Annotated in this window: 10 protein-coding genes; 7 read left to right on the top strand and 3 right to left on the bottom strand. The window is 62.3% G+C overall.

Features of this window, described 5'->3' with window-relative positions; genetic code table 11:
• Positions 1–3 precede the first annotated feature (3 nt).
• From OP10G_RS01910 to OP10G_RS01885, 6 genes are all read left to right on the top strand, one after another.
• Complete coding sequence (locus tag OP10G_RS01910) at positions 4–1,839, top strand: beta-L-arabinofuranosidase domain-containing protein (RefSeq protein WP_025227576.1); 1,836 nt, start codon at positions 4–6, stop codon at positions 1,837–1,839.
• Positions 1,836–2,969, top strand: a complete 1,134-nt coding sequence (locus tag OP10G_RS01905) for an aldolase/citrate lyase family protein (RefSeq protein WP_052547466.1) — start codon at positions 1,836–1,838, stop codon at positions 2,967–2,969. The genes OP10G_RS01910 and OP10G_RS01905 overlap by 4 nt, the downstream gene beginning before the upstream one ends.
• Complete coding sequence (locus OP10G_RS01900) at positions 2,966–4,510, top strand: citrate lyase subunit alpha (protein ID WP_025227578.1); 1,545 nt, start codon at positions 2,966–2,968, stop codon at positions 4,508–4,510. The genes OP10G_RS01905 and OP10G_RS01900 overlap by 4 nt, the downstream gene beginning before the upstream one ends.
• Entirely contained in the window at positions 4,507–5,667 is a 1,161-nt protein-coding gene (locus OP10G_RS01895) for a serine hydrolase domain-containing protein (RefSeq protein ID WP_025227579.1), read from the top strand. The genes OP10G_RS01900 and OP10G_RS01895 overlap by 4 nt, the downstream gene beginning before the upstream one ends.
• Before the next feature lie 151 nt (positions 5,668–5,818).
• Positions 5,819–8,668 (top strand): bifunctional fucokinase/fucose-1-phosphate guanylyltransferase, encoded by a 2,850-nt coding sequence (locus tag OP10G_RS01890; RefSeq protein ID WP_025227580.1) that lies wholly within the window; start codon positions 5,819–5,821, stop codon positions 8,666–8,668.
• Between the two features lie 50 nt (positions 8,669–8,718).
• Positions 8,719–11,100: a GH116 family glycosyl-hydrolase gene (locus tag OP10G_RS01885; protein ID WP_025227581.1), complete on the top strand. Its 2,382-nt coding sequence runs from the start codon at positions 8,719–8,721 to the stop codon at positions 11,098–11,100.
• A gap of 56 nt (positions 11,101–11,156) precedes the next feature.
• On the opposite strand, the gene OP10G_RS01880 is transcribed toward OP10G_RS01885, so the two are convergent.
• The 3 genes from OP10G_RS01880 to OP10G_RS01870 all read right to left on the bottom strand — a co-directional run bounded on the left by OP10G_RS01880 (position 11,157) and on the right by OP10G_RS01870 (position 13,928).
• Positions 11,157–11,405: a hypothetical protein gene (locus OP10G_RS01880; RefSeq protein WP_025227582.1), complete on the bottom strand. Its 249-nt coding sequence runs from the start codon at positions 11,403–11,405 to the stop codon at positions 11,157–11,159.
• Positions 11,406–11,414: 9 nt separating this feature from the next.
• Positions 11,415–13,127 (bottom strand): DUF4328 domain-containing protein, encoded by a 1,713-nt coding sequence (locus OP10G_RS01875; protein ID WP_025227583.1) that lies wholly within the window; start codon positions 13,125–13,127, stop codon positions 11,415–11,417.
• 66 nt (positions 13,128–13,193) lie between these two features.
• A complete protein-coding gene (locus tag OP10G_RS01870) occupies positions 13,194–13,928 on the bottom strand; it encodes a helix-turn-helix domain-containing protein (protein WP_025227584.1) in 735 nt (244 codons plus the stop codon).
• Between the two features lie 119 nt (positions 13,929–14,047).
• On the opposite strand from OP10G_RS01870, the gene OP10G_RS23785 reads away from it, so the two are divergent.
• On the top strand, positions 14,048–14,923 hold the full coding sequence (locus OP10G_RS23785; RefSeq protein ID WP_025227585.1) for a prepilin-type N-terminal cleavage/methylation domain-containing protein: 876 nt from the start codon (positions 14,048–14,050) through the stop codon (positions 14,921–14,923).
• The last annotated feature ends 24 nt before the right edge of the window (positions 14,924–14,947 follow it).

Genomic DNA, 14,947 nt, shown 5'->3' with positions numbered 1-14,947 from the left:
AGGGTGCAGTGGGGCGAGGGACCGGTCGGCGACGCCGTCCGTGCCAGTGAAGGGGGCCGGCTTCGCCGGTTCGTGCGCGACGAGGAGAGCGAGCCGGTCGCGCTCTTCTCCGCTAAGGCTCGGGAGGTGTCCGATTCGGGCGACTGGTACGGCGAGCACCTCGGCAAGTGGCTGGTGGCCGCCTCCGCGGCCTGGCACCGAACCGAGGATCCGGAGCTTGCGAGGACGATCTCGCGAATCGTCGGCCACATGGTCGACTGTCAGGAAGCGAACGGCTATCTCGGCACGTACGGCGCGGGAGCGCCCTGCCGGTTCACGCACGCCGACGCCGCCAAGGTTCGGACCTGGGACATCTGGGTTCATGCGTGGATGATCCTGGGACTGCTCAAGGCGGCGGCGGTGCCCGGGGCGGAGGAAGGTTTGGTCTTGGCGGTTGCGGCCGGCGAGTTGATCCTGGAGACCTTTCCTCAGGTCCACCCCACGGTGGTGGCGCTCGGCAACCACGCCGGCCTTAGCAGCAGCGTTATTTTGGAGCCGCTGGCGGAGCTAACTCGGGAGACCGGGGACGGCCGGTACGCCGATCTGGCGATGGCGACGTTGGAGGAGATGGAAAGGCGCGGACTGCATTTCCTTTCGGCGCCGGAGCGCAATCTCGACGTCTCTGACATTGGGACCGGAAAGGCGTACCAGATCTGTTGGACGATTACGGGCATGGTCGCGCTGTATCGAGCGACGGCCGACCCACGCCTCTTGCGGTCGGCGGAGGCGCTCTGGGAGAACATCGAGGGCGAGCACCTGACGCCGATGGGCGGACCCTGGGGCGGGACCGCGACCCACAAGGAAGTCTTCAACGTCCGAGGCTTCTTCAGCCCGTATGGAATGGTCGAGACATGTTCGGCGGCGAGTTGGATGAGCCTCTCCAAGGCTCTCTTTGGGGCCACTGGAAAGGCTCGATATGTGGACGCGTATGAGCGAACTCTGCTGAATACGGTTTTGGGCGCACTCGATGCCAACGGCGAGGATTGGTGCTACTTCACCTTCCCGAACGGACGGCGAAACAACACTTACCACTGGGCCTGCTGTAAATCGAGCGGCGCGATGGCACTGGAAGAGGCCGCCTCCATGGTCGCTACCTTAACCGATAACGGGATTTCGGTCAACCTCCTGCTCCCCTCCCGTATCGAACTCGGTCCCTGGACCATTCGCGTGGTAGACCGACACGGCTCCTCCGGATTCTCTCTTCCGGGCATCCACCCCGAAGGGGTGTCAGAAATTAGCCCCGGGTTTCCTACCCGGGGATCAGAAGCCGGTCCGAACCGACCTCGTAGCGGGTCGCAGAACCCTCAGTCGATCGGGATCGAGAATGCTCCAGAAGGAGAAGCGACCCTCGCGCTACGGCTTCCAAATGGGGCTCGCCTGAAATCTTGCCTCTTGAACGGAGAGACGGTCGACGTCGAGCCGACTGACGGCTATCTCACATGGACTCGGACCTGGACCGCCGGCGACCGAATCGAACTCGAGCTCGATTGCCCGATCGAGGTGCATCCCAAGACTTACACCGTCGACCATCACGGCCAGGAGATCGTTCGAATGGACTACGCCTACCTCTCCCGCGGCCCTTACGTTTACGCCACCGGTGCAATCGACGGATTTCGGAAGGAAGAGACACTGCGCTTAGCCAGGCTCAATCCGGCCGCCTCGTTCCGGTCGGCGGAAGGGGAAGCGATCGACCTCCATCTTCCGGGCCGCGACCCGCTCCGTTTCCTTCCGTACTACGAAGCTGGCGGACGGCACGAGGGCGCTTGGCGCACGACCTGGCTTCAGGTGGCGTGGCAATGACCCAGGTTGGAGAACACGGCCCCGCCATCCGTTCCGACGTTTGGATTGCGGTGATGGACGCTTCGAAGGCGGGCTACGACCTGACCACTTCCGTCGAGGCGATCTACGGCCAGTCGATTCGCCGGCAGGTCGAGGCGGCGCTCGGACGGTTCGGGAACCCGAACGTTCACCTCGAAATCCGGGATTCGGGGGCGCTCCCGTTTGCCTTGGAGGCCCGGCTGGAGGCCGCGCTGTGTTCTCACCTCGGCCTGCCGCTGCCCGCGCTTCCGGCTAGGACGGTGCCCAAGCGTACGCATCTCCGCCGAACGCGGCTCTACGTTCCGGGTAACGGTCCCAAGCTGTTTCCCAACGCAGGGCTGTACCGGCCGGATGGATTGATCTTGGATCTGGAAGACTCGGTCGCCCCGGATGCAAAGTTCGCCGCGCTTGCCATGGTTCGCCGGGCGCTCACCGCACTCGATTGGGACGGCAGCGAACGTATGGTGCGGGTGAACCAAGGGGAGCAAGGAATGCGCGACCTGATGGTGGTCGCCTCGCAAGGGGTGGAGGCGTTTCTTCTCCCAAAGATCGAGGAGCCTGAACAGGTTCGGGAAGCGGCTTCCCGGCTCGATGAGCTGGGCTCGGAAGCGGTACTCCTACCGCTGATCGAGAGCGCGGCTGGGATCGAACGCGCCTTCGAGATAGCTTCCTCTTCTCCGAGGGTGGCGGCAATCACGGTGGGACTCGAGGATTACGTGACCGATCTCCACGCGGAAAGGACGAGTGAAGGGAGAGAGAGCGCTTACGCTCAAGCACGAATCGTCAACGCGGCCCGGGCGGCGGGAGTCTCGCCGCTTGCTTCGGTCTTTCCTCAGGTCGACGATCCGGATGCGATGTTCGAGTACGCCCGCAATGCGCGCGGGCTTGGGTTTGACGGAGTTGGCTGCATCCACCCGCGGCAGATCCGCGCCGCCCACCGGGCATTCGCCCCGTCCGCCGAAGAATTGGGGGACGCCGCCGCGATCGTGGCGGGGTTCGAAGCCGCGCTCGCCGAAGGGCGAGGCGCCGTTTCGGTGCGGGGGCGAATGGTGGATGCGCCGGTGTACGAAAGGGCCCGAGAGGTTCTTGCTCGCGGAGGAGCCGGAAGTTGACCGTCAACCTTATCGGCCGCGAAATTCCGGCCGAGAACGCGGGCCGGCCGCTCATTCCTTACCGGGGAGTTGGCGCCATCGAGCCTTCCGGAAGGGTGGTCGGCCCGCCCGTTCGCTCGTGCCGGGATTACCCGGCGGATGGAAACAAGCTGGCCCAAGACCTGCCGACGGCGTTGAAGAATGCCGGGTTGCGCGACGGCATGGTCGTCTCAACGCATCACCATCTTCGCGACGGCGACTACGTGGCGCGACAGCTTTTCGCAGCCGCCGAGTTGCTCGGCGTTCGGGACCTCGTCTGGTTCCCATCCGCCGTCTTCCCCAGCCACGCCGAGCTTCTCCCGTATCTTGAGAACGGAACGATTCACCACATCGAGGGGAGCCTCAACGGTCCGGTCGGAAGCTATGCCTCGAGCGGAAAAATGCCGGGGTGGGCGGTGCTTCGCTCTCACGGATCCCGATATCGGGCGATCCAGGAGGGTGAGGTGCGCGTCGATATCGCGGTCATCGCGGCGCCATCGGCCGACCCGTTTGGCAACCTGAAAGGGACCGAAGGTCCCTCCGCCTGCGGCGGCCTCGGCTTTGCCCTTGCCGACGCTCAGTACGCCGACCACGTGATCGCGGTGACCGACAACCTCGTGCCATTTCCGTGCGCCCCCTGGCAGATTCAGGGAAATCATGTCGACCAAGTTGTAGTCGTCGACCGGATCGGAGATTCTTCCCGGATCGTCTCCGGTACGACCGAGCTCACCCGTTCGCCAGAGCGCCTCCTCATCGCGGAATATGCCGCCCGGTTCACCCTGGCGGCCGGGTTGCTGCGCGACGGCTGGTCGTTCCAGGCCGGCGCGGGAGGGATTTCGCTTGCGTTCACTCTATTCGTCAGGGATCTCATGCGAGAAAGCGGCGTGCAGGCCCGCTTTGTCCGCGGCGGAAGCACGCGGTACCTCGTGGAGATGCTCGAAACCGGGCTGACCGGTTACATCCTCGACGGCCAGACCTTCGATCTGGAGGGGGTTCGCTCGATGCGGGAGAATCCGCGCCATCTTATGACGAGTCCGTTCAACAGCTACAACTATCACGGAAAGGGGAACGTCGCCTCCATGCTCGGCTGCGCCGTCCTCGGCGCGACAGAAGTGGACCTCGACTTCAATGCGAACGTCGTCAGCCACTCCGACGGGCGGATGCTGCACGGCATCGGCGGCTGGCAAGACGCGCTTTTTGCCGGATGCACGATCTTGGCGGTCCCGACCTTCCGCAACCGCGTACCGATCGTCCGGGACCGGCTTACCACCTTCTGCGGGCCGGGAGAACTGATCGATGTGATCGTCACCGAGCGCGGGATTGCCGTCAACCCGCGCCGCGAAGACCTGCTTGCCGCCGTCGCGGGCAAGGGGCTCCCGATCCGTCCGCTCTCCGAACTAAAGGATGAAGCGGAGGCGCTTTGCGGCGGGCCGCCCGAGCCGCTGGCCTTGGACGGCCCAGTCGTGGGGCTCGTCACCTGGGTCGACGGCACGATTCTCGACACTCTCCGACGCGTACCATGAGCCCCTTTCTCCTACTTCCATTGATCGCCATGTCTCCCGATGCCGCCGGATTCGATAGCGCCCGACTGGCGTTGATTCCTCCTCGGATGCAGAAGTACGTCGATGAGGGGGCGGTGGCCGGCACCGTCCTGCTGGTTCGCCGGCATGGCCGGACCGCTTTCTTCGACGCGCGGGGGTGGGCCAATCTGGAAACGAAGCATCTGATGAGGCGGGACACGATTTTTCAGATCATGTCGATGACGAAGCCGGTTACCGCGATCGCGGTCGTGATGTGCGCCGAAGCCGGTCTGCTGAATCTGGACGACCCGGTTGACAAGTATTTCCCCCTGCTTCACCGGGCGAAAGTTAGGCAGGAAGACGGAACCCTATCTGCCGCGGAGTCGGTGCCCACGATTCGGCAGCTCTTGACCCACACCGCCGGCTTCGGGTCGAACGATCCAGCGGGGATGGACGACGACGGCAAGCGAAAGCTCACCCTGGCCGAGTATGCCGGCCTCCTCGCCAAGGAGCCGCTCGTCGGGTCGCCCGGAGAGCGAATCCGGTATAGCGGGCCGGGCTTCTCGTTGCTTGGTCGGATCGTCGAGATCGCCTCCGGCATGCCGCTGGAACGGTTCGAGAGCGAGCGCATCTTCCGGCCGCTGGGGATGAAGGATACGTTCTTCTTCGCTCCCAAGAACCGGTATGCGCGATTGGCGTACACCTACGTCCGGGAGCGCGGAAAGCTCGTTCCACTCGATGCGAATCCGTTTCGGGAGGGAGCCCGTTTCGCCAACCCGGCGGGTGGACTGTACTCGACGGCCGACGACATGGCAACCCTCCTCCAGTGCGTCTCCGAGGGAGGATTTCTCCACGGTTACCGCCTCCTTTCGCCCGCCGCGGTAGACGCGATGACCGCCGTGCAAACCGGCTCGCTCCAGATGGACGGCAGCGACGCCCAAGGCTTCGGCCTCGGCTTCGCCGTGGTAAAAAGCCCCGCTGGCCAAGTGTCGCTCAAGCCGGTCGGCTCGTTTGGCCACACCGGCGCCTTCGGCACGGAATTCTGGACCGATCGGAAGCGCGGCATCGTCGCCGTCTTCATGGCCCAAGGCCTCGACAACGTCTCCCCCGTCCGCAAGACGTTCAACACCATGCTAAACGCCGCCTTCACCGGCCCATAACCTCCGAATCCCGGAGCCCCCTCTCCCTCCTCGGGATGCTCGTGCCCGAGGAGGGAGAGGGGGTTGGGGGTGAGGGAGTCCGGAAGTGCCGGTCTGGAGACCAGCGATCCCCCAAGCCTGATCAACCGCCTACGGCGTAAGCTGGGGGCATATGCCTTCACCACAGAGGCTGGTCACGTTGCCGTCCACGATGGCCCCCGTTTTCAACCGTCTGGAGTCCCGCGCGGAACCGGATTGGTTTGCGGCCCATGACCCATACCCGTTAGGCTCCGGCGGAGGTACCGCCAATGCGCTTCTGGCCGCTTGGCGTGCAAGCGGTAACCAGCGTTTTTACGATTGGTTGCGCGCCGAGCGCCGAATCGTTATCCATGCCGGGGGCCAGAGCCGGCGGCTTCCGGCTTACGCCGTGGTCGGAAAAGCATTGATGCCGATCCCCGCCCTCCGTGGTTCCATCGGCCAGAAACCGGATCAAGCGTTGATCGACTTGCAGGTTGGACTTTGCGACCAGCTTTTCGAGCGGAGTCCCGATTGTTTAAGAGTGATGGTCGTGAGCGGGGACGCCCTGCTTCGACCGACGACACTGCCCGCCGACATTCCGGACGCGGACGTCGTCTGCCTCGGGATGCGAACGGACGCGGAGACGGCGCAAAGCTTCGGCGCCTTCTTCATAAGCCACGATCAGCCCGATTCGCTCGCGATGTTTCTACAGAAACCGGCCCCCGATCGCACACGAGCGCTCGCGGTCACTCACGACTGCTTTCTCGATACCGGTATCTGGCTCTTGTCCGAGGACGCCGTCCGTGCCTTGCTGGAACGGAGCGGACTCGAAAATCCGGACCAGGGCGGGACGCTGAAAGAATATGAGCTGTATTCCGACTTCGGACCGGCTCTCGGCCGCCATCCGGTTGCCGACGATCCGCTGGTGAATGCATTGACCTCCGCGGTCGTGCCGATCCAAGGGGAGTTCCTTCACTTCGGAACGTCGCGGCAGCTTATCGAATCGGTAACCGAGCTGCACGACCAAGCCCATCACGCCTCCCCTCTCGGCTTCCTCAGCGCCTCTCGCCGGCACCCGAACCAGCATGTACAGAATGCGGAATTCGATGGTCCCCCACCTTTTCAGGCCGGCCATGCGTACTGGGTGGAGAACTCGCACGTTCCGCCAACCTGGACTCTGGAAGGTGAGAACGTCGTTACCGGCATTCCCCGGAACCGCTGGGGTTTGACTTTGCCGCGTGGGGTCTGTCTCGACATGGTTCCGGTTTCGGAGAAGGGCATTTGCGCCAGGATCTACGGTTTCGACGACCCGTTCAAGGGACCGATCGAAGACGATTCGACCAGGTTCTTGGGCAGACCGCTATCCCAGTGGCTCCGCGAGCGAAACCTCACCCTCGACCAGTCTCCCGGGACCGATATTCAGGCGACGCTTCTCTTCCCGGTTTTAGAGGGGAGCGATTCCGACGAATCTTTAGTGGCTTGGATGATCGATGCGAATGCGCATCCGGAAATGCGGGAGCGTTGGATCGAGGCGAGAAGGCTTTCAGCGAGCGATCTCCTCTCGGCGGCGAACGTCGACCGGATTTATTCGCAGCGGGCCGAGTTTGCCTCGCGCTCGTTGAAGGCGATGCAGCGCAACCATGCGACGAGCATCTTCTACTCCCTCGACCTCGAACGATCCGCAGAGATACTTCACCGGGATCAGCCCGACTTCGAGCCGTTGCCGCTTGGCGAGGACGCATCCCTTGTCAAGCAGATGCACGACGGCATGTTCCGCTCCGCCCTGCTGCGACTACGCGGAGCGGCCGAGTGGGAGCAGGCGGAAGGGGAGGCCTTTGGCACCCTTCGCCGAGCCGTCCTCGACAACGTCCCTGCGATGAGTTCGCCGACCTGCGGCGTGGCGTCGGATCAGATCGTATGGGGAAGGTCGCCGCTTCGGTTCGATCTCGCCGGCGGATGGACCGACACCCCCCCTTACTGCCTGCTGAACGGCGGCCGCGTTCTCAACGTGGCGGTGGAGTTGAATGGTCAGCCGCCGGTGCAGGTGTTCGTCCGGCGTTCGGAGCGAAAGGACGTCCTCCTACGATCGATCGACCTGGGGACCGAGCGCCGCTTCTCTTCGTTCGAGGAGCTCGCGGGGGACCTCACCGAGCGATCGGAATTCTCGTTGGCGCAAGCCGCTCTCTCGCTCGCCGGTTTCTCGCCGGAGCCCGAAGGCGGAACCCTCGAGCGGGCTCTCGAACGGTTTGGGGGAGGAATCGAGATGTCGCTTTTGGCGGCGGTCCCCAAGGGTTCCGGGCTTGGCACGAGCAGTATCCTTGCTTCGACCATCCTTGCCTCGCTTAGCGAATTCTGCAACCTTGGTTGGTCTCAAAGCGATGTCATGGCCAGAACCCTCGCCCTGGAGCAGATTCTCAGCACGGGAGGTGGTTGGCAAGACCAGGTGGGTGGCTGCTTGCCGGGTATCAAAGACTTGGAAACCGGCCCGGGACTGGTCCAGAATCCCACCTGCCGTTGGCTTCCCGACCGGCTTCTTGGGCCGGAAAACGCGAACCACGTCGCCCTCCTTTATTACACGGGTATCACCCGAGTCGCCAAGAGCGTGCTCCGGGAAATCGTGCGCGGAATGTTCCTCAACTCCGGCCCACGCCTCGATACTCTCCGAAAGATCCGCGAGAACGTTCAGCCGACCGCCGACGCTATCCAAAGAAACCACATGGATGCGCTGGGGGCGGCGGTGCGTCGGAGCTGGCAGCTCAACCAGGAGCTCGATTCCGGTACCAACCCGCCTCCGGTCCAGGCGATTCTGGCGAAGGTGGAGGACTATCTCCTCGGCGCCAAGCTTTTGGGCGCGGGGGGCGGCGGCTTCCTCTTTATGATCGCGAAGGACCAAGACGCCGCCCTGAGAGTTCGATCGATTCTAGAAACCGCCCCACCCTCCGACCGGGCTCGATTCTTCGATTTTAAAGTCTCGCAAACCGGGCTCGAGGTTACGAAGAGCTAATCGCCTGTGAGGGGCTAAACCGTTCGCCAGGCCCGCGCTATACTGCCGCGATGGGCCTCTTTCGACCTTCCTTCGACGCGTCGCCGTATACGCGGACCGGATCGCACCTGACGGAGCTGGCGTTCCCGCTCGGCGGCATCGGAACGGGGTGCGTCAGCCTCGATGGGCGGGGAGGTCTGAAGGATTGGGAGATCTTTGGCCGGCCGAACAAGGGTAGTTGGCTGAACTACACCTTTCCGGCCCTGTGGGTTTTGGAGGACGGGGGCGAGCCGAAGGCGGTCACCGTGCAGGGGCCACGGCTACGCGACTGGGCGGGAGAGGTAACCGACTTCTGGTCGTACGGCCATGGCCGGTTCTTCCGTCAAATGGACGGGCTGCCGGGGTTCGAAGCGGTGAGGTTCACCGGCACCTTCCCGGTCGCAAGGCTCGAGTTCGAGAAGGCGGGTTTTCCTCTTCAAGTGGAGCTCTCGGCGCTCAATCCTTTCATCCCGCAGGACGTCCGGTCTTCCTCTTTTCCCGCCGCATCTCTTACCTATAAGCTTACGAACCGCGGCGACAAGACGGTCGAGGCGTGTCTCGCTTGGTCGATTGAGAACCCCGTCGGCTACGGGGAGGCGGATGCGAAGAAGGATCAGGCGGTTAACGAAGCGTTCGGCGAGAACGGTCTGACCGGAATCCGCTTCACGAATGCACGGTACGAAGAGGGGGATGTGCGCGGCGGAGAGGTGGTGCTGGCCACCGACTGGTCGGATGTCGAAACGCTCGATCGGTGGTCCGAAGAAGGGTGGTGGGATTCGGTCCGCGCGTTCTGGAACCGGTTCCGGCAAGACGGCGGCCTCGCCCAACACGACGGGAAGCCGTCCGGCGCCCGGATGCCGGGCACGGTGGCGTGCCGGGTGCGCCTTGCGCCGGGCGAAAGCGCAGAGATCCCGTTCGTGATCTCGTGGCGCTTTCCGACCGCCAAGAAGACTCTGGCCGACGAAGGCCCCACCTGGACGGCTCACTACGCAACCGAATGGCCAAGTGCCACGGCGGCCGCGGCCGAGCTACTCTCCCGGCGGCAAGAGCTGACCGACCGGACGCTCGCCTTTGAAGAGGCGTTGTACGGCGGAAGCTTGGGGGCAGAGGTGCTGGAGTCGGTCGGAGCGACGCTCTCGACGCTCCATTCTCCCACCCTGATCCGCATCGAAGACGGCTCGTTTTGGGCGTGGGAAGGGTGCTCGCCGCAGGAAGGGTGTTGCGACGGGACCTGCTCGCATGTGTGGAACTATGCCCTGGCGCACGTGTACTTATTCCCCGAGATTCAACGCAGCTTCCTCGACAGCGCGTTCGCCAATGGGTTCAACTGCGGCCCGCTCGGTAAAGAGGGGGCGATGCGCTTTCGCATTCCGCTACCCATGGCGCAAGAGACTCCGTTGTGGCACGCGGCCAGCGACGGGCAGTTGGGTCAAATCGTGCAGGCCTACCGCGAATGGCGGTTGACCGGCGACGAAGAGTGGCTCCGCCGAACCTGGCCCGCGTTGAAGCAGGCGATGGCGTTTGCATGGGTGCAGTGGGACCGCGACCAAGACGGCTTGGTCGACGGCGACATGCACAACACGTACGACATCAACTTCGAGGGGCCGAACCCGCTCACCCAATTCTTCTATCTCGCCGCCCTTAGGGCGATGGCGGTAATGGCCGACCACCTTGCGGATCCGGTGGCCGCGCGGTACTCCGAACTAGAAAAAGCCGGGGCCAAGCTTACGATGGAGCGGCTTTGGAACGGCGAGTTCTTCATCCAACTCGGCGACTTCACGGCGCCGGAATCGCCCCGGTATCAACACGGGCCGGGCTGCTTGAGCGATCAGCTCTTCGGCCAGCTTAGCGCCGGCATCGCCGGGCTAGGTCACCTTGTAGATAGCCAGATGGTGCGAGCGGCGCTGGCGAGCATGTACCGCCTCAACTTCCGCGCGCCGCTCGGCGAGCACGAGAACCTGCAGCGGATCTACGCGTTTGGAGATGAGGCCGGATTGCTGCTCTGCACCTGGCCGGAGGGCGGCATGCCGTTCTATCCGTTCGTCTATTCGGACGAGGTCTGGACCGGCATCGAGTACCAGGTCGCCACCCACCTCGCTCTGGAGGGGATGGAAGACGAGGCGCGGGCGATTCTGAAGGGGATCCGCCAACGGTACGATGGCGTCCGGAGGAATCCCTGGAACGAGTTCGAATGCGGCTCCCACTACGCCCGCGCGCTCGCCTCGTACGGAATGATCTTGGCGCTCACGGGAATGCGTTACGATGCGGTGGATGGCGTCCTGGCGTTCCGCCAAGAGCCGTTCCGCTCGTTTTGGAGCGTACCGGGAGCTTGGGGAGTCGCCGAACGCCATCCCGACGGCCGGCTCGACGTTAGAGTCATCGAAGGGCATCTCCCCTCTCCCTTTGCGTCTTAACGCCTTTGTGTGAGTCAAATTGGTCACGCAAAGGCGCTAAGACGCAAAGGGGAAGGTCATTGCGTGCTGAACCAGTAGTCGCGCATTTGTCCCAATAGGTCGACGGATACCGGCGAGTCGAAACCGATTACGGAATCGATTTTGCATCTTGGGCAAAGGGCGGTTTGGTCTTGGTCGATCCACTCGACGATTTCCTCGGGCGGATATATTGCAAGGCAATGAAAACAGCCGCACTCGACGCTCTTCTCAACCTCGTACCGATGATGACTCGACCGTCGATGAAGGGCGCTTAGGTCAGTCGACATAGCCTTCTTCTAATCTACTGCGCGGAAGGACGATATGAACCGAGCGGCGTCGTCAGTTACATGTTTATCGGGGGCGCCAAAGGCAAGTAGGCAGAAAAAGTGTTTGCCCTTTAACAGGAAGATCGCCTGACCGAACGTCCACTTTTTGCCTGAGCCTGAATCTATCGGCGTAAAGTCCATCTGGACTCCCAGCTTGCCGTTAACCATGGCTCGAGAAGGCTCGCCTTGGATTTTTCCAACGGCCTCGACCAGCGGCTTGAGGGCCAGGTTGGCGACTGACTTCAGTTGTTCGAATGTCAAGTCGGAAGGGAACGCCTCGTCAGAGCTTTCCTCAACCACCATGAAGCCGCCATAAGGGGTGCTTGATAGGAGTTGATGACGCCCTGGTTCCGGTAGCGACCCTTGAGGGACCATCTGTCCCGGCATTTCGACTGAAAAGCCGTTCTCACGCTGCTCAATCGAGTGCCATTCCGTTGGTGGAAGTTGGTTGGTCGACTGGTGAGTAACGCCGACGAAGATGAGACCCGTCAAAAGAATCGCTCCGACGACGATTTGGCCGGCCCAATTTGATTTGGGCCTTGGTTCCGGGGTAACTCCGGCAATCTCGGTTGAGTATCGGCGATACCGATCCCACATCCGGTTACCGATCGTTACGACGATGGCGATGATGCAAATTGCGGCAAGGATTTGGGCTAAATCAGCGAAGATGTAGAAAGAAAGCGCGGACCTGAATCCATCCGCTTTTAGTTTTTCGTCGGTGACATGGCTCAGTCTTTGTACTTCTTGTCGGGCGAGCCGGGGAACGATCATCGCGGCTAGCCACCAAGCCCACCAGAATCCGACTAGGACGGATCCGTCGCTCTTCTTCCATGCGTAGAGGTCGCTCAGGGAACCGCTCGTATCCGTTCCCTTCCACAGGGTTTGCATAGTGGCCGCCGGAATGTACAGGTTGGCCAACGGAATGAAATAGCCGCCCGTCGCCATCGCGGGAGTATATTGTAGGTCGCTATTGCCTAACGTGATTAGATTCTTATAGGACCGATTGAACCATATCAAGTACGGAATCCCTGCGATAACCGTCGAGGCGAGGAAGACGATGCTCCAGAAATCGATTTCACTTGCGTGATAGAAGAGTCGTTCTGGAGAATCCTTATCCAACAAGAAGAAGGTGGCAATGGAGTGCCACGTCTCCATTAATGAGACGGCCAAGGCAAAGGCCAGAAGGACGATCGCCCACCGCGAGCCCGGATCGGGATTTCTGTATCCGCCGATATGGTTGGCGGCCGCCGCCCGTGCACTCTCCGGGTTTGGCAAGAAGTGAACGGGCGGAGGACCGTCGAGCGCCGCCATTTTCTCTTCGGCTTCGGGCCGAATAACATCGAGGAGGTCGGCCGAGGTCAATTCGCTCAACTCGAAGGTAGCCGCGGCCTGGGGAACCTGGGCGTTTCCTTGATCGCGGATTGCGATCATCGGGAGGTCGAACCTGGATGCGCACTTAAGATCTTGAAGCGCGGCGAAGGAGATCTGGTCGGAGTCTACGAGGATGACCACGCCGCTGCTGGCCTCCATCGCTTGAGCCAACTCTCTCTCGGTCGAGGTATTCACGCCCGTCTCGCTCGATCTCACCCAGACGGGAAGACCGAGTGCTTGTAGCCGCCGCGCCAACCGAAGCGCCTCTCGCGGCTTACCGGATGCGGATAGTACGACAAGGTAAGAAGTCATAGTTTGTTACCGAAGCGAGGCATGCATCATAAACTTAGTTAACGCGAAACGCAAGCGTCCGCCGCTCTACACACCCCAGTTTCTCGGCGGGTTGTCCAGGCGTTTGACCTTCTCCGCTTCATTTGGGCGCATGCCGACGACGACGAGGATGCGGGCGGGGGTTACGGTGCCCGCAACCGGCGCGTAACGGTGGGCGGATGTGGCGTCGAAGACCATCGAGTCGCCAGCGACGAGGGTGCAGGTTTCGTCCTCGACCGTCATTTCCAACGTCCCCTCGAGGCAGTAGACGAACTCCTCGCCGAAGTGGCGGTCGAACGGGGTCGGCGCGTACAGTTCCATGATCGCTTGTCCCAGCACCCCGTCCGGCAGCTCGCTTCGGAGCATGCAGGTGAAGAAGGGCTGGAAGCCAAGCTCCGCTTGCCGCGCCCGCTCGGCGAGGTCGTCCACGTACAGGAAGTCGGTGTGCGTAATGTCCCGCCCACGGCGGTCGCGGCTTCGGCCCACCAGCCAGCGGTTTTTCTCCGCCCGATGGACGGCAAAGTGTTGGCTCGCCTGGAAGTTTTTGGTGAGCTGTTCCGAGAAGAACTGGAGCTTCGCCCGGACGCGTCGAATAGAGCTGTACCGAGCCGGTAAGCCTTTCTCCAGCCGCATGATCGTATGGCGGGAGATGCCGGAACGTTTCGCTAATTCGTCGATGCTCCAGCCAAACGAGCGTCTTCGTATGCCAAACCGCTTGGCCAACAGGTCATAGTCGTAGTCGGGAGGGATCTCCGGCTGGCGGTCGGCACGCGATGAGGCCATAGGGGACATTGTGGTTCGAATTGAGACGTTTTAAGGCCAAATAGTCTTATAAGGGGCCGCTTTTGCAATGCCGGGCTCTTGGTGGCGGCTACATTCGCCATTACGATCCAGGCACTGCCATGAAAAAGGCCTTCACTCTCATTGAACTTCTTGTCGTGATCGCCATTATCGCGATCCTTGCAGCAATCCTCTTTCCCGTCTTCGCCCAGGCCAAAGCCGCGGCCAAGAAGACCTCGTGCCTCAGCAACATCAAACAGATGGGCACCGCGGCCCAGCTTTACCTTGGAGATAACGACGACACCTATCCGGTGAACTCGTGGTCCGAGCCTTCCGGCTTCACCTTCTCCAACACCCACTACTGGTATTTCGGGCTCGTGCTCAAGAGCGGCTCGGCCGCCGTCCTCGATCCTTCCGCGGGCACGCTCTACCCCTACCAAAAGAACGGGGCCATCGTCAATTGCCCCGACGGAACAAACCTCAAGCCGAGCTCGGGCGGCGCGCCGTTCACCATCGACGCGTCGAACGCCCCGCTTGGATACGACAAGAACATCCTGATCGTCTATGGTCAGTCGACGTCGGGCGCGGCTTACGGCCCGTTCCCCGGCGCCACCCAGTGGGACGACGTCTCGAACTCGATCCTTCTTGCCGACTCCGGGTTCGCCGACTCCAACTACAGCGGCACCGCCTACCCGGCCGGATCGAGCTTCAATGGACTCAACCTTCCGAAGAGCACGTTCTCCGGGAACGCCCGCAACTGCGGGAGCGCGAATATCCAAGGCCGTCACTCGACGATCGCCAATATCGCGATGCAGGACACCCACGCCAAGGGATTCAAGCCGTTCGTTCCGCCGAACACCACGACAACGTTCTGCAGCCACGCGAGCACCGGCTACCTAATCGGACCCGGAACCTCGATTACTCCCGGTTCCCCGGCTCCCTCGGGAACGAACTTCTATTACGTGCCTGACAAGACGGCAAGCAATCCTTACAACTAGCCCACTCTCCGAGTGTCGATCCAC

The sequence above is a fragment of the Fimbriimonas ginsengisoli Gsoil 348 genome, from assembly GCF_000724625.1.
Classification (GTDB): Bacteria; Armatimonadota; Fimbriimonadia; order Fimbriimonadales; family Fimbriimonadaceae; genus Fimbriimonas; species Fimbriimonas ginsengisoli.
This window is presented reverse-complemented; position numbering and strand designations above follow the sequence as displayed.